We start from the raw sequence: 23434 nt of genomic DNA, 5'->3' as shown, positions 1-23434 counted from the left end.
TATGCATATTTATTTATCATTGTTAAATCATCAAAATATTTAAAGTTAAGATTAATTATTTTAGTTGTAGGAGGATGTTATTTATAATTTATATATTGGAATTATCTGTTTTTTTTATAACTTAATTGATGAATTAAGGTGTTTGGGTTAGGCGCGATCGCATCTAACCCAGGATTGCTAAAATATTGATATTGATTTTCCCGAAATTAAGAAGCATTCAAAAATGCAACTTGTCCCATACGTTGTCCAGAGACTGGCTTTTTATACAATGCACTCTGTGGTAACACCCGACGAACTTCTTCGATAGTTGTTAAACCTGCAATGACTTTATTAATTGCAGCAACACGGAAAGATTCAAAACGATTCTCGTTGAGATGATGATGTAGTTGTGTCATCGTACCTTCGTAAATAATTTGCCGTACTGTCTCATCAACATTCAGCAACTCAATTACTGCTTCCCGTCCTAAATATCCAGAATTAAAGCACTTTGGACAACCCTTACCTCGTCTCCATTGCTGTGGTTGTGCTTCATCCCAATCTAAACCCAGCACTTTTAAATCAGCTTCTGTGGGTGTATAAGGTTCCGCACAGTGGGGACAAACTCGACGCACTAAGCGTTGTGCAACCACACCCAACAGAGCATCACTAACTAAACCAGGATCGGGACCAATATCTTTCAGACGAGGAATTGCACCCACCGCATCGTTAGTATGTAGCGTCGTTAGTACCAAATGACCTGTAAGTGCAGCACGGACTGCTGTTTCTGCCGTTTCCGCATCCCGAATTTCTCCCAACATGATCACGTCTGGGTCTTGTCGTAAGATAGCACGTAAACCTGCCGCAAAAGTCATTCCCGCTGCATCGCAGACTTGAGTTTGGGTAATACCAGGAAGAACATATTCAACTGGGTCTTCCACCGTCACGATATTAACAGAATCGGTAGCGATCGCTTGCAAGCTTGTGTATAAAGTGCTAGTTTTTCCCGAGCCTGTGGGACCTGTTAGAATAATCATCCCTTGAGGTTGGTGTAACCAGCTTTCGTAGATTGGACGAGTATGGGTAGTAAATCCTAAATCATCAATAGTTTGAAAAGTATTTTGCTGTCTTAGCAATCGCAATACAGCTTTTTCTGCGGGTTCACCTTTTTTGTCGCTGACACAAGGTAAAGTGCTGACACGTAGGTCTAAAGCCTGTTCCTGCTGCTGTTGAGTTGTATATTTCTCACCGATTCTACCATCTTGGGGTCGTCTACTATCACCAATATCCATTTCGCACATAACTTTCAGCGAGACAATGACTTTACGGCTGACATCTAATGGTAGGGTAGTTACATGACGCAATATTCCATCAATACGATAGCGAATTCGCAACCCTTCGGTTGTTGGTTCGAGGTGAATATCGCTAGCGCGATTGCGTAAAGCAGATGAAATAATCGTTTTTATCCGCTCAATTTGGTCGTCAGTTCGGGAAAGATAAAGTTCAGCAATTTCTGTGATGTTTTCTTGTTCAACTTCTCCAGTCAGGGGATTTATATTATTGTCGCCATTAATGCAGTTGCGATCTAAATTTTGTAATCTGTACCAATCGCTATAGCTTTTTTCACTGATGGGGACAATTTTAATGTTAGTGCCAAGACGTTGACACAATATTTGGTAAGTTTCTTTGGTGATTTTTACCGGACATCCCAAGTAATAGCAATTTTGCCACAGTAGAAGAGGGATAATCGGAGGAAAAGAAGAGGGGTTTTTAAGGGAGCGAAAAAAACGTGAGGAAACATCAGCATCGAGTAATTCTAGATTAATAGTTCCTGATTTTATATCTATTAATGTTTGTAGTGCTGATTCGATATTAAGTTCTTTTTGTTTAAGTTTTTCGATGATTGATGCGGGCATAAGTTAGTTTTTAAAAAGAATAAAAAACGGTATTGTAGTTGTTCAAAATTATCAAAAATAAACTCAGATTGACTGAATAATGTCATCTGAGTCCTGAGAGTCATTCTCCAGTGAGAAATTTAGACAATTGTCAATTTTAATTTTGTGCTGTCATAGAGCGAGGTATAAAAGTAGGAGAGATAGTATAGCCACCAATATTTAAGTTCTGACTGGGAAGTCCAAAATGCAAATGTGGACCATAAGATTTAGCACAACTATTCCGAGGTTTGTCACCAGCCACAACCCCCATCTGCTCACCTTTACGGTAGGTTCTACCATTCCAAATATTGGCTGTAGTGACATGAATCATACTATAACGTTGACCATTAGAAGCTTGTAGCAAAATCGCACGATGATTATTGCCTGCGTTACACTGACGTACAACAGTAGAATCGATTGGAGCAACGACAGGAGTACCAGGAGGAAGTCCGATGTCAATTGAACTCATTCCATAACCATCGCGATGCCAGCCTTGAGTAGTAGTGCCTGTGCGTCCTGCAAGCCAAGGTAGTCTCCAAGCTGATGAGGGAATAATAGAACTACTCTTCCAACGCTGGTTGGCATTATTGCGATCGCAATCCCACAGATGCACTCTTCCTTGATTATCCCTTGTGGGAGTATCTACACATCGATTTGTACCTACTCGTTGAATTAAGCTAAAGCCATCACCAACAGAAATCAGATTCCAATTTTGATCTAAATCAGCAGGATTACAGGGCCATACATTTATCTCTGAACCATTGCCAGTACGATAAGCATTTAAACAATTACCAGTAGAACGATGCTTTAGCATAACTCCACCACGACTACCAGGTAATATCTGAAACTGCTGATCAGAATCGTTGTTATTCAGCCGATAAATTGACATTCTGGGTTGACCATCAATACGTCGAAATTGGTTATTTGTATTTAACCCCATTCCTTCACGAACAGAGAAAGTTTGCCAATTTTGGGCTGATGCTGGTAATGCAGAAACAAAAATAGAAGTAGATGCAGCAGCCATTAAACCGATAAATGTGCAGATTTTATTCAACATGTTTTGGTAATTTCTTGGGTTTTTATGTTCAATACTTTTGACAAATTTAGTTTTAGCAGAGGTAGTTTGATGATTGTTGTTAGACATGATATTTGAATTATGAAAAAGTTGTACTATGGGTGATTTAAGCTGCGATCGCTATATTGGTATTGAGGCTTTAGAGAAGTAGAAGGTTTTTGGGGTGAATAAACGTGTGCCCCAACTTTTTTTGCATTTTTGATGGACAAACAAATTACATTGCCATGTTTATTTCTACATAAGTTATTTCCTGACATATAAGGCTTTTCCCATGTTTTCCAACTCAAGAATGGAGAATTATTTAGCAATTTTAAATTCCGTTCTTCAGGGGTATCATAGCCACCAGCATATACTTTATCTGTGACGATAAATATATTAGGTAACATGATCAAACTCGATGCCATAATCAACTTAGTAAGTTTAATCAGTAGCTGATTTGGTTTCATAGTTGCTAATTACCGGCTATAAATCAACTTTCTTAAGGTTCATGGTTTCAAATTATGCACTCCAAAGCCTCTCTTCAATTTGAAGATTTACTTTGTGCTTAATCTTATTTATATATCACTAGCAAAAAACTAATTATTTAAAGTTGAGATGAATTATTTGATTTGTTTATGGAATTCTCCAAAATCCTGTATATATATCGATTTAAGACTAATATATATAGTGTTTTAGCCATAATAAAATTTGAATTTAATATAAAGATGCTTATACGTAATATCACGCTATCTTTAGTTTTTTATTGATTTTAATACAAAGAATAAAAATATAGGGACATGATACACATATCCCTAAAGTCAAAGATTATATCTAATGATTTAAAAATGCAATATATTACTATTTTTAAATTAATTGATATCCAATTTTTTCAAAAGTTTCTCTTAACAAAGGTAAACAACGACGCGACCAGCGCGTAACAATAGTCTGATAAGGAGTATTTAATTCTTGAGATATTGTTTTTAAACTATCAGGATTATTTTTTAACAGTAATCTTTTACTCAAATACTGACAGTTGCATTGAGTATTTCCTTTAATATGGCTATTCTGTAAGATATTATCAGGGTCTCTTTCAATATATAATCTGATTTCATCAGCTATTTTCTTATAATATTTTTGTCTTTCTTTTTCAATTTCTGCATCCAACCCGCTAAGAGTAGGAGCCACTAATTTCGACTCCAATGTGTTGCTCAATTGATTCCCAGAATCATCTTGATTGAAAGCATCTAAACTAAGAATTTTTGTATCTTTATCCAAATACAAATCTTGAATTCTTCGCCGCAGATAACCATTTATCCAATTAACCAAAGCATCTTCAAGTATAATGTCTTGAATCGATGATTTACCTACATCGAAATTATCAATATTCCGACAAACCCATTGCCAAGTATTGCTCAAGGCAATTGGATAATCTGGATGAGAAGATTTAGCAATACCAGGTAATTTTTGAAGATTAACTAACAAACGATGTAAAGCTTTCCTCCTTTCTAAACTGTCAGGTGGTGCTTGCATCGCTGCCAAAAGCAAAATATTTAGATGTTTCTCGCACATATTTAAACAGGTAGATGGTTAAACTAGAGGTTTTTTATATCAAATTCTGTGTATAGACGCACAAAAATAATCTCGTAGAGAAATTACATCTAAAGTCTCACGATTGAAAATCAAGCGCATCTTCATGTCGAAGCGGTATTGATTGCCTGCTTTCACAGGTTGTAGTACCTTCTAGTAATTAATTGGGAACCATTTAGTCTAAATATGAGGGTTAGTGTATTCAACCTGTATTTTTATTTCACTTACTTTTCAAGGTACTGCATTCCCTACAAATTCCTCTTGTGCAACCGACTCTTTTCCCAAAACCTTCAGCAAGTTATTCCAAGCTGCTTGAATTTCCGGGTTATCTGGGTACTGAAAACGTTGTTGTGCTGAAAGTGCGATTCCTGCGGATAGCTTTGCAACTTTGCGATCTAAAAATAAATTGATGGATTCTTTCTGTCCTTTGGATACGCTTGCGCGAACAAATCTTCCCATACCTGCACCTAGTTATATAATAGAACATAGCTCGCCATTATCTGAGCAAGTTCCTATACCCTTAACTTCCTACAGCTTCCTGTATTATTGAGTTGGAAAATACAAGTTATGAATACCGAGCTAGCTTTATTCCAAGTGGTTGTTAATTTGCCTGAATCCCTCAAGAGAGAACTATTACATTATGCAGAATATTTACGAGAAAAATATCCAAATAATCAACAATCTCAAGAAAAGATCGAATCTGAGAGGGGTTATGGTAGTTGGGCAGGTAAAATAATTATTTCAGATGATTTTGATGAACCATTAGAAGATTTTGCGGAATATATGTAGTATGAAGTTTTTGTTAGATACCCATGCTTTTCTTTGGTATTTATTAGGCGATCGCAATCTATCGCTCAAATCCAAGGGTATTATTGATACTAGAGAAAACCTGTATTTTAGTATCGTTAGTCTTTGGGAAATTGCCATTAAAATTAATATAGGTAAGTTACAAATTTATCGACCGATTGAAGATTTATTTAAAGAACTACAATATAGCAATATTCAAATTTTACCTATTCTTACTCAAGATATTGAGTTATCTTCAACACTCAATTTTCCTTCAAATCATCGTGATCCCTTTGATAGAATGTTAATTGTTCAAGCCATAAATCTTTCCCTTGTTGTGATTAGCAAAGATGTGAAGTTTGATGATTATCCCATTCAAAGGTTATGGGATTGAGGTTTTCAAGGTACTGCACTCCCGACAAATTCCTCTTGTGCAACCGACTCTTTACCCAAAACCTTCAGTAAGTTGTTCCAAGCTGCTTGAATTTCCGGGTTATCTGGGTACTGAAAACGCTGTTGCGCTAAAAGTGCGATCGCATCATACCAAAGATGATGTTTTGTATAAAAATCTAGCTTTTGTGATTTGTGTTTCTGGGGATAATCATCAAGCATTTTGCGATGTATCCAACCATCGACAACGGCATCCGGTTCATTGCTACGACTAGCACGACAATTCACCATCAAGTACCAGCGATAAGTTTGATTGGGTTGGAGGGAATTTGCTGGTAAGCTAAGTTGAATTAGTCCTGGTTTTGCTGCTAATTTAATTTCTGTTTGGTAAATTGTCGTACTTTCTCGTCCATCAAGTAATAAAAATTCTGCGTGTTTGATATCCTCTTGGGTATATGGTACGTAAAACCAAAAACTAGGATTCGCAGATATGGTAAAGTCACTACCATTGTTGGCATTGAGGGCTGTGAGGGGCTGGGCAGTTTGTTTGCAAGTCATTTCTGGACGGGTGGTTCCGGGTGTGGAATTCCCCTTTGGTGTACCTGTGGAGGGTGCTGGTGGTGGTTTTGATGCTGGTTTTGATGGTGGTGATGCTGCTTGTCCAAGCAACTGCGCTGTCAATATTAATACAGCAGGGCAGATAAACTTGAAGAATCTTTGAGTTTTCATGCTTGATTTTAGATTTAGAGATGATTATGAAGTTTTGCGAATTGCTAACGCTAAATAATTAACACCCCAAGCAGCAACTATTATGAGGATTGCAGGAAAAATTGGTATCCATCCACCAAAACTAAATATAATCCAGCAGCTTCCGTATAAAATAGTACCGCAGATACAAAGTGCCAAGCTCTGATGTAGTGGGTTTTTGATGAGCCAAATTATTGTAGTTGCGCTAAAACCCCAGGAAAATATCCACAGAATTTCCCCCCATTCTGGCAACCACCACAACATCACGCGGTTATCTTCGACGGCGCTGAGGATTTGGCTGGTGACATGAGCATGGATATGGAGCGATCGCATTTCGCCGTAAGGTGTTTGCTGAGTATCTTTTATACTGGAAGCAACAACGCCGATGAGAATTACCCTGTCTTTAATCCAATTAGGGTCAAAAGTCTCTTTATTTTCGTTCAAAATATCTCTGAGAGTGACTTGTTGAGCTATTTTTTCTGGCTGTCGAATGTGACGATATTTAATCAGGATTTGATTCCCCGCAGCATCTAAGTTTTGATAACTTCCGCTCTGATTTTGCAATCGTTTGGTAATTAAAGAACCAAATTTCCAGTCGTTTTTGATAACGGAGACGGGAATTTTTCTATATTTAAAGTAATTATATGTTAACTGCCATGCTAAAGAATATTGAGTATTACAGGAAGATGGTTGAGATATAGGATTTTCACTACGAGATAGTAAATAGCGTCTGATTGTTTTATCTTGGCTGTGAGTTTGCAGACTATCATCATATAAATCGACAAATCCAACTTGATTTTCTTTGCTTTTTGGTGGGGGTGCAATACTTTGTTCGCTACTATTATTAAATGCACAAATAGTAGTTAATTGGGAATTAGTCTGGAAATTATTTACCAGAGATTGATGTCCGATGATATCATGATTGGGAACAGGTAAATCACGGACAATATTTAAGCCGATCGCAGAGGAATGATACTTTTTTAATTTATCTAAAAGTTTTGATAATACTGCATCAGGTAAGGGATAGCCATAGGTACGAATATCTTTTTCATCTATACCAACAATTAACAAACGTTTGTCTGGTTCTTCTAAAGGATACATTTGCATAAAATGATCAAATACCTGCAATTCCCATTTCTGAAATATGCCGAAACTGCGAGTTCCTATTAATAGAGTGGTAAGTGTGATGCTGAGAGCAAAGACTGATTTTAAATTTAGTTTTAATTTACGTTTGGGAAATAGAAAAGATTGATTTTTCTCTTTATCTTTACCAGATAAGTTTTCCCATGTGGGTGATATTGCACCTGGGTTTTGATAGATTACTGGCAACCAACTAGCTCCCGGAAATTCACTTTCTAACCCTTGTAATTTTTCTCGTGCCTGTCGCACTGATAAATAAAATGATTGACCAAATGCAAAGTTTTTGAGGAAGTTTTTTAAAAATTCTTGAGCGACTTTATCTGGCACGGGTTCTCGCATCACAATTACTTGAGGGATATGTATATCATCTAGTTTTTGTGCTAAACCTAAGCCATTACATGAATTGAAAATTGCTATTTGCAAGCCATTGTCTACAGCTTTTTTGAGGGAATTTTTTAACTGAGGTATAGTGAGGCTAAAATTTTTATTTATGCAAATATAAGCAGTTTCAGTATCACTTTCAATTTTACTATTACTATGCCCAGCGAAGAAAAGAATATCCCATCCCCGTTCATCCCAAAGAAGTTCATCTAATTGCTGACGGGTTGGTTCAACTAGAAAGACTGTCCTACTATTTGGTAGGTTTTCTAATATTTTCCTATCAGTATTAATATCAATTCCTGTACTATCACCTAATATGGCTAAAATTTTAATTGTATTTTGGTAATTATAAGTCTTTTTAAGGGGTTTAAATTCAATCGCACTTAAAGCTAATTCTGCCTGAGAATAATCTTGAAAAAAGCTCCAAACATGCCAGGGTAACTTCCTTATTTGCTTATCTTCAGCTTGGAGAATAAATTGAATTGATTCATCAGCAACTAATTCCATTCTTAGTTGTCGCTCAATATTACGAAACCCCTCAGCATCAAGCCAAATGTTAATCTGCTTTTGTAGTTGACTACTAATCTCTGAGAATTCTACATCTGAAAAATGTGTGACATCAGCATCATCAATTTTGATGCCAATTTCATCTGATGATGAGTGACGCAAGCCAATATTAATTGTGCGTGCTTCATAAAATAATTGATATAGTAATTGCCAACGATAGTAAAGTTCAGAAATGCTCGAATTTGCAGGTAAACTACCTTGGAATTGCCACCATCTTTGACAGAGTTTATCTTGAATTTGCAGCGTCACAAAAGGAAACCCAGAATTCAAGTCACCTTTGCCCAAATTTAAGATAACTAGCTTACTCATAAGTTTATATTTTAGTTGATATTCTCAATGGGTTCGATTGTGAATGCTTCAGTCAAACTAAATTCCTGGAAAATAACCCGAATTTTAAATGATTTACCTCTTTTACAAGTAAATCTCTTAAGTTGAATAAAGTTATCTTGCGTGCGTGATGTGAATTCTTGAAGTGTTACGCCTGTTGTTGAGAGTAGTGCAAGTTTGGCATTTTCTGGAAGATATGTGTTTCCACTAGCGGGATGTAATTGGACACGGATAGCAATTTCTGTGTCTGTTTCCGGTGTTAAACCAACAAGTAATGCCAGGGTTTGATTACTCAATTCCATACCTAAATCAATTAATTTAATTCCGGCAATTGATAATTCATTACTCACCGCAAGTTGATGATGTCGAAAGTTAAATGCAAGACTTTCTGAACTCGCGTTGAGGATTGATTCAAGAGATTGCCAGCCGCGATCGCAAATATTATCAAACCATTTATTTAATTTGTTAGTATTCTCAATACTATCGATTTTTTCTAATTTATTAATATCAATAATGCCAAAATTTCGTTGCTGATAAAGTCTTTGTCGCCATTCATGATTACTGATTAATGCAGCCCATTGGGCAAATGGGATATCAATTTGCAATCGAGGTGAATAAATTGAATTGTTACTTAATAATTCTAATAATTTGTTTGCTTCTTGGTGTGTTAAGACTGGCAATTCAGAAACTTCTTTATGTATTTTTGAACCTAATATTACCTGCATTAACCTCATATTTTCACTTAATTGCTCTGCTGGTAATACGTAAGTGCGATCGCATTGATTATAGTGTGCCAAGCTCTTCAGTTGTTGATGTGTCGTGAAACCACACAAACTTAAAGCACAAACATCTGTATCTACATCCAAATCTACTTTTACAGCGATGTAATAATCTCCTGTCCAGTTGGGTATGTCAACCCATTCTTGGGGTACAGATATTGTTTCTCTTGTTTCTAAATCTCCCCTTTCTATAGGGATAATTACTAGTCGCTGATTCCCAATTTTAATTGCACTACCATTCACTAATTCCCAAATACTAAGCAAGTCATCTTCACTGATAAAAAAATCAATAGAGAGTGAAAATTCTTCCCCTAAGTAATCGGTTAGCCAGTCAGAAAAAGCGTGAAGCGAAATATAATTTAGGTATGCATTATAACGAGCAATACCATTAGAATATGCCTGTGACTTTTCCCAAAGTTGTTGCTGTTTTAGTGTGGAAATATATAATTTCGATTCATTCCTAAAATTTAACTCCAATTTATTCGGGTTGCACATCGAAATCACCTCCTTTTTTGATGTTTTTCAAATAGATAATTTCAACTAATAAGCTTTGAGGGTGTTAATAGTCCTTGCGGCTGACTTTGCTTCCATAGACAACTTTGTCTTACGAAAACCCTGAAAATAGTCAGTTATGCTATTGCTCATACGATTACTGCTTTGGTAGGTAAAGTTATAGTTGGGAAGTATGTCATGCAATTATGCTACCAATAGAAACCTCTGACTTGATGAAATTACTTACTATCATATAGTAAATGTATTTCCGGATATCCAAAATCTTATTTAACAAATTGTTTCTAATATGTTTTGCTTTTGGTTGGGCTTGGAAATATGATGCTTACACATTTTACGTAACCATATATTGAGATACTTTTTCAGCATTACATCAATTTCCTGAATTAATGCAGTTTCTAACTGGTATTGAGTTTTCTGTAAATATTCAGTGACTTCATCAAGAGTAATACCCAAGCGATCGCAAATTATATTTACATCCAATTTTTGACCATAGTACATATGTAACAAGTCTTTGACTTTTACATCTAACTTTTTAATGGTTGCAACCAAAACAACATGGATTAAATCAGTATACTTAGGAGTTTCGTAACTAGACTCCAGCCATGTTTTAACGTATGATGTCACCCATTGGGGCGGACTTTTTAAAGTATATAAAGTATTGACTAATCTTTTTTCAATAGTTTGCAAACGTCGTGCGATCGCACTTTGAGTAACTGCAAATTTAGCAGCAATTTCTTTTTGATTCCACCCCAACCCATAATAAAGGTACAATAATTCTTGTTGATCGGGATTAAGTGCGAGTAGCTCAGTTATTAATACAGTTTCGGTCTGCTTGCATATATTTCCTGGTTCCAGTGACGAATCTTCAAATTCCAGATGGCGACTTGGATGAGAAACACCAACAAATTCAATTTCACGTCCACTAGCACTCAATACTTCTAGGGAAATACTGGGATTAATCGAGTTAGGATACTTTTGCAAAGCCGCAATGCAGATTTCCATCCAAGCTTGTAATTCTTCCCCTGTCACCTTTTTCCCAGCAGCAACTTGGTGAGGTGCGATCGCCAAATTCTTTTCCCCATTATAACACCGTGCAGCTTCTTGAAAGTCATTGCTATCTGGTTCAACCCAACGTTGTCCACTTCTATTTGCCGGATTTTGGATTTTATTAATTTGATAAACCTGCTTAAAATACTTGCGGGCAAACAAAAATCTGGAAATCTCCGGCTCAAATATTCCATATCTAATTAGAGCTTCGCTAAGTTCCTTGCTGCTCTTTTTAGACAATAACCGCCATTTCGAGAACTTGGCAACAACACCTTCATCTTTAATCGTTTTGCGTAAAACTTCAGTCATGTAAGTATGAAGTGACGAAGCCCTAGTATCATACTTAGCCAAAATCTTCTGAAATTTTTCAGTATTGTAAATTAGACATCGGGCAAGAAAAATATATTCTTCCCAACAGTGATATTTACTATCCTTCCACACTTGCGAAGCGGCACGATAACAGCTTTCCTCACAATACAAGGTCAAATGTTCCCATGCTTTTTTAACTCGGTTTTCAGGCTCCCAAGCTTGCTTGGCAGGAAAATCATTTAGTGCCATATCTATCCAAAACTGCACCATCTCGTGTTCACAAAGTGACTCCTTCCGAGCATCGCTGCCTTGATTCAATAATCTTGAAAAATAATCATGTTTAATTTGATACAGTTTAATATTACGTTGTAAATGCAATTCTGGCTTCCATTGGATTACTGCACGACTAACTTTTTGATCTACAACCATGTACAGATAAAATCTCTGAACGAAGTAATCAGGATTTGGTAGTGTCGGTATCTGATTTAGCATTTTGACTGATAAGCGATTACTTTCAATAAATATATTATGGAATTATACTTACTTGAAAGTATAAAAAAGATAAGTTTGCTGCTATGATCTAGGACACTGTCAATTTACATAAAATTGAGTAATAAATTTTCACATCATGACTTTGCTGTCCTGATAGCCTCAGAATAATGAAGTATTATTAATTTTTATTAATTTATTGAAGATATTAGGTCAAGTTTGGTCTTTTATGTGTGTTTACTTAATAAAAACGGATTGAGTCTGCTTTAGGGTCACAACCTACAATCATAATGCGTTGACCCATCTCAGCCATTGCAGCTAGGGTGTTTTGCGAGGTTGTAGATTTACCGATACCGCCTTTTCCGTAAAATGCTATCTGTCTAATTCTTTCGTCGGACATGATGACCTATTCTCCTGCAATTGGTTGATTTGGTGGGTCTGTTTGTTTAAAGATTGCGATCGCATCTGTAGGTGATGAGTACAATCGCATTTTACGGACGCTTCGGATGCGTCTTCGCACGATGAACGTTGCCTTTTACGGTGGCGGACGCTCAACCGCAATCAAATTAGTTGTGTTTTGCATTGTTTTAGAGGAGTGCTAACTAATAATTTTTGTAGGCGTTGCGCCTGCTTCGAGAATGTGCTGAGTAATTAATTTTTAATTATTTCCGAACTGGAGAGCCGACTGATTCAACTACAATGTTGGGGCTAACTCGTTCGCGCAATCGAGCTTCAATGGCTATTTTGAGTGTGGCTGTGCTGCTGGAGCAGGAACCACAGGCACCTTGGAGGATAACTTTGATAATGTCACCGTCTACATCGTAGAGTTCGACATCCCCCCCGTCAGCGATGAGTACGGGGCGAACTTCTTCATCAAGGACTTTTTGAATAAGTGCAATTTTTTGAACGTTGGTGAGGGGGCGTGGAGCTATTGACTCACCCGTCGTATTGATGGAATTACTCGTATTATTTACCGTCTTTGCCGTTGCGGCTTCTTTCTGAACTGATTCAATAATATCATCAATTGTTGCTAAACAGGAACCGCATCCGCCACCAGCTTTGACATAATTTGTTACATCTTCAGCAGTAGTTAGTTGATTTTCTAAAACGACACGGCGAATTTTGTTTTCGGTGATACCGAAGCAACTACAAATCAATGCACCTTCATCGTCATCTTCATGAGCATCCAATTCGATGCCACGATAGTTATAGATAGCGGCTTCGAGTGCTTCCTGTCCCATGACTGAGCAGTGCATTTTTGCTTCCGGTAAACCGCCCAAGTAATCAGCAATTTCTTTATTAGTTACTTTGAGAGCGTCATCGAGAGTTAAACCTTTAACCAATTCGACTAAGGCTTCAGAAGATGCGATCGCACTAGTACAGCCAAAGGTTTGGAAGCGTGCATCAAGAATTTTATCTTGTTCAACTTCTATTTTTAGGTGCAATCTTAAGGCATCACCACAGGCAATACTACCGACTTCACCAGTGGCAATTTTCACGCCTGCTTCGCCTGTATCTTCGAGAGTACCCTGATTTTTAGGGTTATAGAACAAATCTAATACTTTATCTGTATATTCCCACATATGCCCTTGTACAGTTAGGAGTGATGAGTTAGGAGTAAAAAAGAGGTTGAGTTGAATTTGGTAAATTTCCAGAAATAAGTGTGAGATTTGTTTAATAAATCCAAATACTCAGCACTTATGACTGTCTACTTACTTAATTGCTAAAGTTTGCTCATGTTCTTGCAACCAAGCGGCTTTGTCGTCGGTGAATGGCGACAGGGCACGCAAGCGATCGATAATACCGGGCATGACTGCAATCACTGCATCTATCTCGTCTTCCGTGGTATAGCGACACAAGCTGAAACGAATCGAACCATGTAAGATTGTGTAGGGTAATCCCATTGCCCGGAGGACATGGGATGGTTCCAAAGAACCAGAACTACAAGCCGAACCAGAAGATGCACAGATGCCATATTGATTCAATCCGAAGAGAATTGCTTCACCTTCGATATATTTGAAACCAATGTTAGTGGTATTCGGCAAGCGCTCCGAGCCGTAACCGTTGATTTCGCAGTCACTAATCTTAGATATCAAAGTTTGTTCCAGGCGATCGCGCATTTTCCGTTCGCGTTTGGTCGCTGTTTCAAGATGTATCAATTCCAACTCAGCAGCTTTTCCCAGAGCGATGATTCCCGGTACATTCGGTGTTCCTGAGCGTCTACCCCTTTCTTGTCCTCCACCAATCAACATTGGACGGAAGCGAGTCCCACGTCTGACATATAATGCACCGATACCTTTGGGTGCGTGAATTTTGTGACCAGATATGGTTAACATATCAATGGTGCTGGTTTTCATATTCATCGGGATTTTACCGACTGCTTGCACCGCATCAACATGGAACAATGCGCCCTTTTCTTTAACGCGCAGTCCAATTTGTTCGATGGGGAAGACTACACCAGTCTCGTTGTTTGCATACATAATCGAGACGAGGGCGGTGTCACCAGTAAGTGCAGCTTCGAGTTCGTCTAAATCGATTTGTCCCTGGCGATTAACTGACAAGTAAGTTACTGTGTAACCTTTGCTTTCCAGTTGCTTGCACTGTGCCAACACTGCTGGGTGTTCTACTTGGGATGTAATAATGTGGCGTTTTTCTGGTTGTGCCAGCAGTGCGGCGCGAATAGCTGCGTTATCACCCTCTGTTCCACCGCTTGTAAAGATGATTTCTGATTCATCAGCACCAAGCAATGCTGCCACTTGTGCGCGGGCTTGATTAACTGCTTTTCCGACTTGCCCACCGAATGCGTGCATACTAGAGGGATTGCCGTAAAATTCGGAAAAATAGGGCAACATTGCCTCGACAACTAAAGGGTCTACCTTTGTAGTTGCGTTATTATCGAGGTAAATACAATCTTTCTTCATTGTGTTGAAAATTTGTGAGTGAGGGTTAGATAATTGTTAATATTTGGTATTAGTTAATTGTGATTTGGGAATGAATGAGGCGATCTAAAATTAACATTGAGATTAACTATTACCTATTAACTATTCGCAAATTATGCGACTTTTGATGAACGTTTTTTTTCTAGTTCTTGTGAATACTTTTGGGAATAACATGCAAACCATTTTTCCCAATAATTATCTTTATTAGTCAATTTTGCAACACATTTTTTATAAGTATCAAACCAACATTCCCAGTAATCTTTATGAGCTTTGACACAACCATCACAGGTAGGACATCCAGCTATACATTGAGGAACAGTGTAGATTGTATCATTACACCCATTACACAGCTTGGAGTCAATAGAACGCTGCCCATCGATGATTGTAATTGCACCCGTGGGACAGACAGGGACGCACAAATCACAAGCAATACACTTATTGGTAATCTTATAAGTCATTTGAGATGCTCCTCCTAATTTCAGTGCGATACTCCGCAGGAGTGGTAATGGGTATCAAGTAATGGGTAATGAGCGATCGCTTTATGGGCATTTACTACCTGGGATAAAATCATCATTTTTATTTAACTACCCATAGAGCGATCGGTTCCTGATTACTAGCAGTTGAGTCTTTGAGTTGTATATGTTACTGGCTGGGTGTTGGTAATTGCTTTTCAGTAACCACCAACAGTCAACCGTTAACATCGTCAATCGTCAATTAGTTTTTAGTTATTCACTATTCACTATTAACGACTAACTACTAGTTTTTGGCTGTGAATTCTTGGTAATAATCTAAAGCAACCTTCTCAATGACATCGTAGGATTCAACTACTGCAATCCCCGCATTATTGAGTTTTTCTTTGGGTGATTCGCCAATTTTGGAAATTAATACCGCTTTGCAATCGGAGATGGCATTAATGATATTGTCCAAAGTTGCTTTTTCGCCATATCCACCCTGACAAAAATGGTCTACTCGACGATGAGCTACATATTTAACTTCGCTACCATCGACTTCGTAAACTTGAAATTCTTTGGCATGTCCAAAGTGTTGATTAACTAAACCACCACCTTTAGTTGCAACTGCAACAAGGATTTTAGTTCTTTCTTTGACAGTCGTTCCATTAGAATTTGCACCGTTAGCCAGAGCAATTTGTTCTTTAGCGGCTTTGAGTTCGGCTCTAAATTTCTCGATCCCTTCTTGCACTTCTTGACGGGTTTCTAAGTCATATTCGGGAGCCATGTCCATGAATTTATCTTTCGTAAATTCTTGGCTGCGGTCTTCTCCCAATAAACCTACCGCATCTGCACGACACTGGCGACAGTGGCGCATCATTTTCATGTTACCAGAACAGCTATCTTGTACTGATTTCAATTCCGAAGATGTGGGACCACGCTGTCCAGTTAAACCAAAGTGAGTGCCATGTTCAGGTGCGGAAATCAGGGGCATAATATTGTGCAAAAATGCACCGTTTTCGCGAATCATCTTGTTAACTTCAACAAGATGTTGGTCGTTGATTCCCGGAATCATTACTGAGTTAACTTTACAGAGAATGTCTGCTTCTCTAAGTGCTTGCAAACCTTCCATCTGTTTTTCTAACAGAATTTTGGCACCTTCAACACCTCGATAACGCTTACGTTTGTAGTGAACCCAGGAATAAATTTGTGCGCCAATTTCAGGGTCAATTGTATTAAGAGTAATCGTAACGTGGTCAATATTTAGTTGTTTGATTCTATCTATATATTCGGGCAGCATTAAACCGTTTGTTGATAAACAGAGTTTAATGTCTGGTGCTTTGTCGGCAATTAATTCAAAGGTACGGAAAGTCTTTTCAGGATTGGCTAATGGGTCGCCAGGTCCAGCAATTCCCAATACGGTCATTTGGGGAATTTTACTCGCAACAACTAAGACTTTTTGTGCTGCTTCTTCGGGTGTTAACAATTCGCTAACTACACCGGGACGGCTTTCGTTGGCACAATCATATTTACGGTTGCAGTAGTTGCATTGGATATTACACGCTGGGGCAACAGCGACGTGCATTCTTGCGTAATGATGGTGTGCTTCTTCACTATAACAAGGATGCTTGGCGATGCGTTCCTTGATTTTTTCTTCCATTTCCACGGTGGCGCTGTTGCCTGTGCATCCGCAAGTTAGGTATAATGCTTGTGGCTTGCCATGAAAAACTGTAACTATGCGGGATTTATCAAGGGCTTTAGGGTATTGTCGCGTTTCCACCCAACGACAAAACACAGAGGGACATGGGTTGGAGCGCTATATCGATCGCTTAAAACAATATGGCTTGACTGATGAACAGATTCATTGGGATATCGAATCGGGTGCTAGCGAGAAGCGTAAGGGATATAATCGAGTCCTGGAATTAGTGCGATCGCATCAAATTGATCAAATCATTGTGCCATGTTTTGACAGATTCACGCGATCGGCTTTGGGCTGGGAAGTCGCTCGCCAGGAATTACAAGAATTTGGGGTGGAGTTGCTTTTCCTTGATGGGGGAGGATTAGACCTGGAAACTCCCGAAGGTTTGTTTACTTCGCGAATATTAGCGGCGATGTCTGCACAAGTTCGAGATAAAAATAGATACAACTCAATTCAGGGGCATAGATACTTTCAAGAAAAGCGTAAAATTTATCGTGCTGTCTTTGGTTTTGTCAAGGAAGGGGATACTGTCAAACCCAATCGCGCCGAATATCGAAACAGTGGTAAATCCTATGCTGATGTGGCGATCGAATGTGTGTCCATGTTTATTGAGACTGGGGAATTGGCGAGAACTATCCGCCGGATGATCGATAAATACGGAGTTGTGCGTCTGGGTAATTCGAGTTGGGAAGATTTCCCGCGAGATATCTCAAAATTTCGCAAATGGCTAGAGCATCCCCAATTATGCGGTATGGTTCGATATTATCCTGATGATGCCAGTAAAACACTGATACTTGAATCCAACCATGAGAGGATTATTAGTGTTGAACAACACAACCAAATCAAAAGTTTACTAAGTAAGCACCCACGAGGAAGGCGAAGTTACCCAAATAATCCCCTAGTGGGTATTGCCTTTTGTGGGGTGTGTGGCGCGAAAATGGAGAAAGTCAGCAATACCTATGGGGGCAAGCGTTACGAGCATTTGCGCTGTACTGCTGCATATCCGCCACCAAGAAAAACACAGTCATGTCAATCACGAATCTATTTCAAGTTAACTGATGCCGTTGCTGCTTGTATAAAAAAGTTAAGGGAGAGGGCAGAGGCGATCGCTAATAATATTCCATCGGAAGATATTCAAGATGTACCTCCTGAAATTATTGAGTTGCAGCAGCAGATTTTAACTTTGAAACGGTTAGATGATCCCGATTTGCAAAGTGTCATCTTAAATAAGGAGCAGCGATTAGAAAGCTTAATTAAATCATCTCAGTTAAATGTTGTTGCCGATGAGATGCGAGGTAGAGTTTTAAGAGGGCTGGCATCGAATCAGGAGTTTTGGGATGCAGCTAGTCCATCTGAACTGACTGCTATTTTTCATGAGTTGGTTGAGTCTTTAACCTGTTTGGAGCTTGATGGAGTCCGGTTTTTCTCTGCACAGCTTAAAATCTGATTTCTTTCATCCTCTGGTAAAGAAGCCAAATATCGCTCTGCCATTGCCCATAAAATATCTGAGACTTTTTTGCTGATTACCATTGTTCTGTGTCGATCACTAATTTTAATTTAGTTTATGGCTCCAAAAAATCTGTTATGGAATAACCGATCGCACTTGATAATTTGATATCATTTCCAAAGCCAACATTTGTGATTAAAAATTCTCTGCTTTCCCCTATCTCCTCATATCCCCATAGGCACAGATGATATTAAGGAATCATGTAAAAATAAGTAGTGCAAGCGTCTCGCTTGCTATTTCCCAAAGGTGGGCTTTTCGGCTCCGGAGTTTTCCGTGAAGAACATCTCCCCGGAAAGTCTTCTCCACAATACTTGTTCAATTTATTTTTACACGTATACTTATATGGATTTATTTTTATATAGATGTATGACATTACATAGTTGTGGATAATTTTCGGATTTGGGACTACAAATAATCACCACGTTTCCCATCAGCCCCAATCATCTCATCATTCTGCAATGCCAAATGTATTTCTACTCTTCAACAGATTGACAATATTATTTTACTTGTGTACTTTATCAAATCCTTGTGATTTGAATACTTATCTCAACAATTGATACTATTCGCGATTGATTCTGTAATTTATTCTATGTAATCGTCTTAACTATTGCTGAATAAGTATTCTAGGGAAAGCTTCATGAAAACTTTAAGATTTCTTTGTGTTAACTTTAATATTTTTAAGTCAATTTTGTAGTTAGATATCAAGTGCGGATTTTCCGTTTAATGAAGACAAAATTAATCTGTAATCACTCTTTGGATAGATACTTTTGTCGTTTGGGATATCATAGTTTTATAAAGGACAAAGTTTTATGAAGGGGAAAGTCTGTTTGACTTGATGACAAATTTACAAATCTTTATTCCTATTATTCCAAATTTGTCACTATTGTCTTCATTTATCCCCCACCATATATAGTGTTTCCGCAACAAATGAGGTACATAAACCTCAGATTCTGGCTAGCAAAATCAGTATCTTCTAAAACACACCCTACTGAGTTCAGAAACCGTTAAGTAATTAAGCCAAATTAATTACACAGATATCCCAATTGCAACTCTCGCCAATATTTCTGTTTGGTTACTTAGTAATCCAACATTGATTTTTGAAGAATAATAAATTTGAGTGATAAAGCTTAAAAAGATGGTATTAATACTGCATAGTGACATATTTATTTGCACATCTACCTGCTTCTAAAATGAATTCCCAGAGATAACAAGTAAAGAGGAAGAGCCATGAAAATCGCAAATATTGCACATGACGCAATCATTCACTGGGGTATCCCCCTAGTATTCCCAGAATCTAGGGGAAGTCACCCAGTAATAGTTGCACATCAATGTCAGCAAATTCTTTAGTAGTTAAAACTAAAACTGTTACATCTGTTACACCTTGGCGGGGATCAAAACAGATGTTCAAATTGCCCACGACTACAACTATTGGATAACTATTATGCCACATTTTGAGCGTCAACAACAATTAAATAGAGGTTTGATACTTGATGGGTATTACCCTTCGATGAACACCGGATTAAGTATTTTTCGACCTCGTATACGTATTTATAATTTATACCCGCATCTACAGTCAGAATATCGACAGTGGATGGAAATTTTGTTCTTGGCTAATACAAATAAATCACCTTAGTTTCCTTTGTTGAACTTCTACACAGCCGGATTTTTTGGGTGCTTGTGTTCTGTGACTAGTAAATAACAATGGAGACGAGAGTATGCTATCAATATTTTCCCAGGAAGAATTGTGTCAAAAAATTAACCAGGTTTTAGGTGAAAACCTGGGAGAAAAGGATTTGCAAAATTGTGTACAAAGGACTCAAATTTTAGAACCACCAGTCGCCAAATTATTCTGGCAGCTACCAGAGGCTGAAAAAGGTATTTACATTGTCCTTGAGGGTAAAGTTAGACTTTTAGACCAATTTGAAAACTTAATTACTACCCTTGGTGCAGGAGCGACATTCGGAGAAGTGACTCTGTTTCAGCAAGCAGAATTCATCCCCCATATGGCAAAAGCTTCTCACAACTTAAAACTTTGCTACCTTTCCCAGCAAATATTACGTCCATGGCTGGAGAAATATCCCCAAATAAGCGATCGCCTCTACCGTCAGGCAGAACTTTGGGATTTACTGTTGTTATGTCGTCAAAATACCCAATTTCCCCAGCACACATCACAAGTACAAGGCTTCCTCACAGCTTTATCCCTATTTGAGCGGCATAATTTCAACAGTGTAGAGGAAATACCTGTACTGAAAGGTTGCAAACTATGGCTGCTGTACCAAGGTAAGTTGCTGCAACCTGATGGTAATTCCTACACACCAGGGAAAATCTATGCAGACTTTCCTCAGGAAAATTGCCAAATACAGTCACCAACAACTGCATACATTCTTAAGAATACCGATTGGCAAACCGCACTCCAACATTGTCCAGAATTAGCTGAGTTTGCCGCTCCCGAACAACGTCCACTCTTGAACCCAGAGCCAAAACCACGTCCAAAGCGTAACAGGATAGAGCGTTTGGACTCATCCCCAAAAATTATTCCCTTTCCCGGACAAGAACAACCATTACCACCACAACCCAAGAAAGCCCGCCCTTATTTTCCCAGTCCCAAGGTGCAAATGGGGCATTGGTGGGTGCGTTTTACCCATCAATATCCCTTTTATGCTCAACATAGTGCCTCTGACTGTGGTGCTGCTTGCTTAGTGATGATTGGTCGTTATTGGGGTAAGCATTTTAGTGTGAATCGCTTACGGGATATGACTAACGTCGGTCGTAGTGGTGCATCTTTAGCAGCGATCGCTACAGCAGCCGAAAGCTTGGGTTTTGCCACTCGTCCGGTGAAAGCAACTCTGGATAAATTCGCCGAACAATCTTTACCGGCGATCGCTCACTGGGAAGGTAATCACTTTATCGTTGTCTATGAAATTAGCAAAAGGCAAGTGATTGTTTGTGATCCTGCCCTTGGTCAACGTAAACTTACTCTCAAGGAATTTATCGCAGGTTGGTCTGGCTATGCATTACTTCTACAACCGACATCCCTACTCAAAGATGCTCAAAATCAGGATGTAGGCTTGTGGAAATTTTTTGAATTAGTCAAACCCCACTCGAAAGTCCTGATCGAAGTTTTTATGGCTTCGGTGCTAATTCAGATATTTGGATTAGTCACTCCAGTATTCACCCAGTTATTACTCGACCGAGTTCTGGTGCAACGCAGCATTGCCACCCTGAATGCTGTTGGTGTGGGCATGATTGTTTTTGGGTTATTTAGCATTGCCATGAACGGAGTGCGAACATATCTCCTTAGTCATACAGCCAACCGCATTAGCATTTCCCTATTGGTAGGTTTTATTAAACATACCTTTCGCTTACCCCTTTCCTATTTTGAATCCCGTTATGTCGGGGATATCATCTCCCGCATCCAAGAAAATGAGAAAATTCAAAGCTTCCTAACTGGTCAAACCCTATCCATCGTCCTGGATATGCTGACATTAGTCGTTTATCTGGCGCTAATGTTCTGGTATAGCTGGAAAATGGCATTATTTGTCCTCGTCACCGTACCACCATTTTTTATTCTCGCACTGGCTAGCACAGGGATTTTACGCCGCATCTCCAGAGAGATTTTTAATGCTGGAGCCAAAGAAAACAGCTATATTATTGAATCCCTCACAGGTATTCGCACTGTTCGCTCATTGGCAATTGAACAAACAGTACGTTGGCATTGGGAAGAACTACTGAATAATTTAGTCAAAAAAGCCTTTAAAGCTCAGGTAATTGGCATTCGCCTCTCCATGCTCAGTGGTGCAATTAATACCTTTACCAGTACGGCATTAATGTGGTTTGGAGCATGGCAAGTCATTCAAGGGGAACTCACCGTTGGGCAATTAGTTGCCTTCAATATGTTGGTGGGTAATGTTTTGGGACCTTTCCAAAGGTTTTCCCAACTCTGGAATGAATTCCAAGAAATCATTATTTCCACCGAACGCATTAATGATGTCCTCGAAGCAGAACCAGAAGAGGATTTACATCATAAACCCCGCAAAACTCTAGGTCGATTGCGCGGTAACATCCGTTTTGATCATGTCACCTTCCGCTATCACCCAGAAAGTAAAACTAACGTCCTCGAAAATATCAATTTTGAGATTCAGCCAGAGCAAATGGTGGCTGTCGTTGGACGCAGTGGTTCCGGGAAAACCACCCTGAGTAAATTAATTTTAGGATTATACCCAGCGACAGATGGCAAAGTCTTAATTGATAATCATGATGTGGCGGGAATTTCCTTGCGATCGCTCCGTTCTCAAGTTGGGGTTGTTGATCAAGACACCTTTCTCTTTGGTAGTACCATCCGGGAAAATATTGCCATTGCCCACCCAGAAGCAACCCTCGACGAAATTATCCAAGCCGCAAAATTAGCTGGAGCCGATGAATTTATCCAACAATTACCCTTAGGTTACGAAACCCAAATCGGTGAAGGTGGGGGAATGCTCTCCGGGGGACAACGCCAACGTCTGGCGATCGCTCGTGCTTTACTAGGAAATCCCCGTTTGTTACTGTTTGATGAAGCTACAAGCCATTTAGATACAGAATCAGAACGGATTATTCAGAACAATCTCAAAACCATTCTCAAAGGACGCACCAGTATAATTATTGCCCATCGTCTTTCCACTGTCCGCAACGCTGACTTAATCCTGGTTTTAGATCGCGGTGTCTTGGTGGAAAGCGGTACTCATGACGAATTAATTGCCAAACAAGGTCATTACTACTATTTGAATCAACAACAGCTAGCTCAAGTCGGTTAAGTCAGGAAAACTCTAGAGATG

17 protein-coding genes and 2 pseudogenes are annotated in these 23434 nt (G+C 38.7%); 5 read left to right on the top strand and 14 right to left on the bottom strand.

Annotated features, from left to right (window positions below; genetic code table 11):
• Window positions 1-206 precede the first annotated feature (206 nt).
• The 5 genes from VB733_RS18240 to VB733_RS18220 all read right to left on the bottom strand — a co-directional run bounded on the left by VB733_RS18240 (window position 207) and on the right by VB733_RS18220 (window position 5010).
• The gene (locus tag VB733_RS18240; RefSeq protein WP_323341483.1) at window positions 207-1892 is read right to left on the bottom strand and encodes a GspE/PulE family protein; all 1686 of its coding nucleotides are present in this window, start codon (window positions 1890-1892) and stop codon (window positions 207-209) included.
• 136 nt (window positions 1893-2028) lie between these two features.
• Complete coding sequence (locus VB733_RS18235; protein ID WP_323341482.1) at window positions 2029-3054, bottom strand: ricin-type beta-trefoil lectin domain protein; 1026 nt, start codon at window positions 3052-3054, stop codon at window positions 2029-2031.
• A 26-nt stretch (window positions 3055-3080) separates the two neighbouring features.
• On the bottom strand, window positions 3081-3389 hold the full coding sequence (locus VB733_RS18230) for a hypothetical protein (RefSeq protein ID WP_323341481.1): 309 nt from the start codon (window positions 3387-3389) through the stop codon (window positions 3081-3083).
• 439 nt (window positions 3390-3828) lie between these two features.
• On the bottom strand, window positions 3829-4533 hold the full coding sequence (locus VB733_RS18225) for a hypothetical protein (RefSeq protein WP_323341480.1): 705 nt from the start codon (window positions 4531-4533) through the stop codon (window positions 3829-3831).
• 249 nt (window positions 4534-4782) lie between these two features.
• Window positions 4783-5010, bottom strand: a complete 228-nt coding sequence (locus VB733_RS18220) for a hypothetical protein (RefSeq protein WP_323341479.1) — start codon at window positions 5008-5010, stop codon at window positions 4783-4785.
• Window positions 5011-5118: 108 nt separating this feature from the next.
• Here VB733_RS18220 and VB733_RS18215 point away from each other — a divergent pair, with 108 nt between their 5' ends.
• Both VB733_RS18215 and VB733_RS18210 read left to right on the top strand, forming a co-directional pair.
• Window positions 5119-5340, top strand: a complete 222-nt coding sequence (locus tag VB733_RS18215; protein WP_323341478.1) for a DUF2281 domain-containing protein — start codon at window positions 5119-5121, stop codon at window positions 5338-5340.
• A gap of 1 nt (window position 5341) precedes the next feature.
• Entirely contained in the window at window positions 5342-5731 is a 390-nt protein-coding gene (locus VB733_RS18210; RefSeq protein WP_323341477.1) for a type II toxin-antitoxin system VapC family toxin, read from the top strand.
• A 5-nt stretch (window positions 5732-5736) separates the two neighbouring features.
• Here the strand turns inward: VB733_RS18210 and VB733_RS18205 are convergent, their stop codons facing one another.
• The 9 genes and pseudogenes from VB733_RS18205 to nifB form a co-directional block, all read right to left on the bottom strand.
• Window positions 5737-6456, bottom strand: a complete 720-nt coding sequence (locus VB733_RS18205; protein ID WP_323341476.1) for a DUF928 domain-containing protein — start codon at window positions 6454-6456, stop codon at window positions 5737-5739.
• A 24-nt stretch (window positions 6457-6480) separates the two neighbouring features.
• Window positions 6481-8871 carry a CHASE2 domain-containing protein gene (locus VB733_RS18200; protein ID WP_323341475.1) on the bottom strand — a complete coding sequence of 797 codons (2391 nt, stop codon included), beginning with the start codon at window positions 8869-8871 and terminating at the stop codon, window positions 6481-6483.
• Window positions 8872-8882: 11 nt separating this feature from the next.
• Window positions 8883-10163, bottom strand: coding sequence for a DUF1822 family protein (locus VB733_RS18195; RefSeq protein ID WP_323341474.1), 1281 nt, complete (start codon window positions 10161-10163; stop codon window positions 8883-8885).
• Between the two features lie 285 nt (window positions 10164-10448).
• The gene (locus tag VB733_RS18190) at window positions 10449-12029 is read right to left on the bottom strand and encodes a sigma-70 family RNA polymerase sigma factor (protein WP_323341473.1); all 1581 of its coding nucleotides are present in this window, start codon (window positions 12027-12029) and stop codon (window positions 10449-10451) included.
• Window positions 12030-12276: 247 nt separating this feature from the next.
• A pseudogene (locus VB733_RS18185) lies at window positions 12277-12426 on the bottom strand (ArsA-related P-loop ATPase); the annotation flags it as partial.
• A gap of 262 nt (window positions 12427-12688) precedes the next feature.
• A complete protein-coding gene (gene nifU / locus VB733_RS18180) occupies window positions 12689-13609 on the bottom strand; it encodes a Fe-S cluster assembly protein NifU (RefSeq protein WP_323341472.1) in 921 nt (306 codons plus the stop codon).
• A 129-nt stretch (window positions 13610-13738) separates the two neighbouring features.
• Entirely contained in the window at window positions 13739-14947 is a 1209-nt protein-coding gene (gene nifS, locus VB733_RS18175; RefSeq protein ID WP_323341471.1) for a cysteine desulfurase NifS, read from the bottom strand.
• Between the two features lie 131 nt (window positions 14948-15078).
• Window positions 15079-15423, bottom strand: coding sequence for a DUF362 domain-containing protein (locus tag VB733_RS18170; protein ID WP_323341470.1), 345 nt, complete (start codon window positions 15421-15423; stop codon window positions 15079-15081).
• A 298-nt stretch (window positions 15424-15721) separates the two neighbouring features.
• Window positions 15722-17107 (bottom strand): annotated as a pseudogene (gene nifB, locus VB733_RS18165) (nitrogenase cofactor biosynthesis protein NifB); the annotation flags it as partial.
• Between the two features lie 43 nt (window positions 17108-17150).
• On the opposite strand from nifB, the gene xisF reads away from it, so the two are divergent.
• From xisF to VB733_RS18150, 3 genes are all read left to right on the top strand, one after another.
• Window positions 17151-18560 carry a fdxN element excision recombinase XisF gene (gene xisF, locus VB733_RS18160; RefSeq protein WP_323341469.1) on the top strand — a complete coding sequence of 470 codons (1410 nt, stop codon included), beginning with the start codon at window positions 17151-17153 and terminating at the stop codon, window positions 18558-18560.
• Between the two features lie 1501 nt (window positions 18561-20061).
• Window positions 20062-20253 (top strand): hypothetical protein, encoded by a 192-nt coding sequence (locus VB733_RS18155; RefSeq protein WP_323341468.1) that lies wholly within the window; start codon window positions 20062-20064, stop codon window positions 20251-20253.
• 82 nt (window positions 20254-20335) lie between these two features.
• A complete protein-coding gene (locus VB733_RS18150) occupies window positions 20336-23413 on the top strand; it encodes a peptidase domain-containing ABC transporter (protein ID WP_323341467.1) in 3078 nt (1025 codons plus the stop codon).
• Window positions 23414-23434 lie beyond the last annotated feature (21 nt).

Origin of the sequence: Calothrix sp. UHCC 0171 (assembly GCF_034931845.1) — a bacterium.
Taxonomy (GTDB): Bacteria; Cyanobacteriota; Cyanobacteriia; order Cyanobacteriales; family Nostocaceae; genus Brunnivagina.
Note: the sequence above shows the minus strand (reverse complement) of the source record. Positions and strands in the feature narration are given on the sequence as shown.

What these genes read in the sequence shown, in the direction of transcription:
- VB733_RS18240 (WP_323341483.1), bottom strand. Translation starts at nt 1,892, where the DNA reads ATGCCCGCATCAATCATCGAAAAACTTAAACAAAAAGAACTTAATATC.
- VB733_RS18235 (WP_323341482.1), bottom strand. Translation starts at nt 3,054, where the DNA reads ATGTCTAACAACAATCATCAAACTACCTCTGCTAAAACTAAATTTGTC.
- VB733_RS18230 (WP_323341481.1), bottom strand. Translation starts at nt 3,389, where the DNA reads ATGGCATCGAGTTTGATCATGTTACCTAATATATTTATCGTCACAGAT.
- VB733_RS18225 (WP_323341480.1), bottom strand. Translation starts at nt 4,533, where the DNA reads ATGTGCGAGAAACATCTAAATATTTTGCTTTTGGCAGCGATGCAAGCA.
- VB733_RS18220 (WP_323341479.1), bottom strand. Translation starts at nt 5,010, where the DNA reads ATGGGAAGATTTGTTCGCGCAAGCGTATCCAAAGGACAGAAAGAATCC.
- VB733_RS18215 (WP_323341478.1), top strand. Translation starts at nt 5,119, where the DNA reads ATGAATACCGAGCTAGCTTTATTCCAAGTGGTTGTTAATTTGCCTGAA.
- VB733_RS18210 (WP_323341477.1), top strand. Translation starts at nt 5,342, where the DNA reads ATGAAGTTTTTGTTAGATACCCATGCTTTTCTTTGGTATTTATTAGGC.
- VB733_RS18205 (WP_323341476.1), bottom strand. Translation starts at nt 6,456, where the DNA reads ATGAAAACTCAAAGATTCTTCAAGTTTATCTGCCCTGCTGTATTAATA.
- VB733_RS18200 (WP_323341475.1), bottom strand. Translation starts at nt 8,871, where the DNA reads ATGAGTAAGCTAGTTATCTTAAATTTGGGCAAAGGTGACTTGAATTCT.
- VB733_RS18195 (WP_323341474.1), bottom strand. Translation starts at nt 10,163, where the DNA reads ATGTGCAACCCGAATAAATTGGAGTTAAATTTTAGGAATGAATCGAAA.
- VB733_RS18190 (WP_323341473.1), bottom strand. Translation starts at nt 12,029, where the DNA reads ATGCTAAATCAGATACCGACACTACCAAATCCTGATTACTTCGTTCAG.
- nifU (WP_323341472.1), bottom strand. Translation starts at nt 13,609, where the DNA reads ATGTGGGAATATACAGATAAAGTATTAGATTTGTTCTATAACCCTAAA.
- nifS (WP_323341471.1), bottom strand. Translation starts at nt 14,947, where the DNA reads ATGAAGAAAGATTGTATTTACCTCGATAATAACGCAACTACAAAGGTA.
- VB733_RS18170 (WP_323341470.1), bottom strand. Translation starts at nt 15,423, where the DNA reads ATGACTTATAAGATTACCAATAAGTGTATTGCTTGTGATTTGTGCGTC.
- xisF (WP_323341469.1), top strand. Translation starts at nt 17,151, where the DNA reads ATGCGGGATTTATCAAGGGCTTTAGGGTATTGTCGCGTTTCCACCCAA.
- VB733_RS18155 (WP_323341468.1), top strand. Translation starts at nt 20,062, where the DNA reads ATGCCACATTTTGAGCGTCAACAACAATTAAATAGAGGTTTGATACTT.
- VB733_RS18150 (WP_323341467.1), top strand. Translation starts at nt 20,336, where the DNA reads ATGCTATCAATATTTTCCCAGGAAGAATTGTGTCAAAAAATTAACCAG.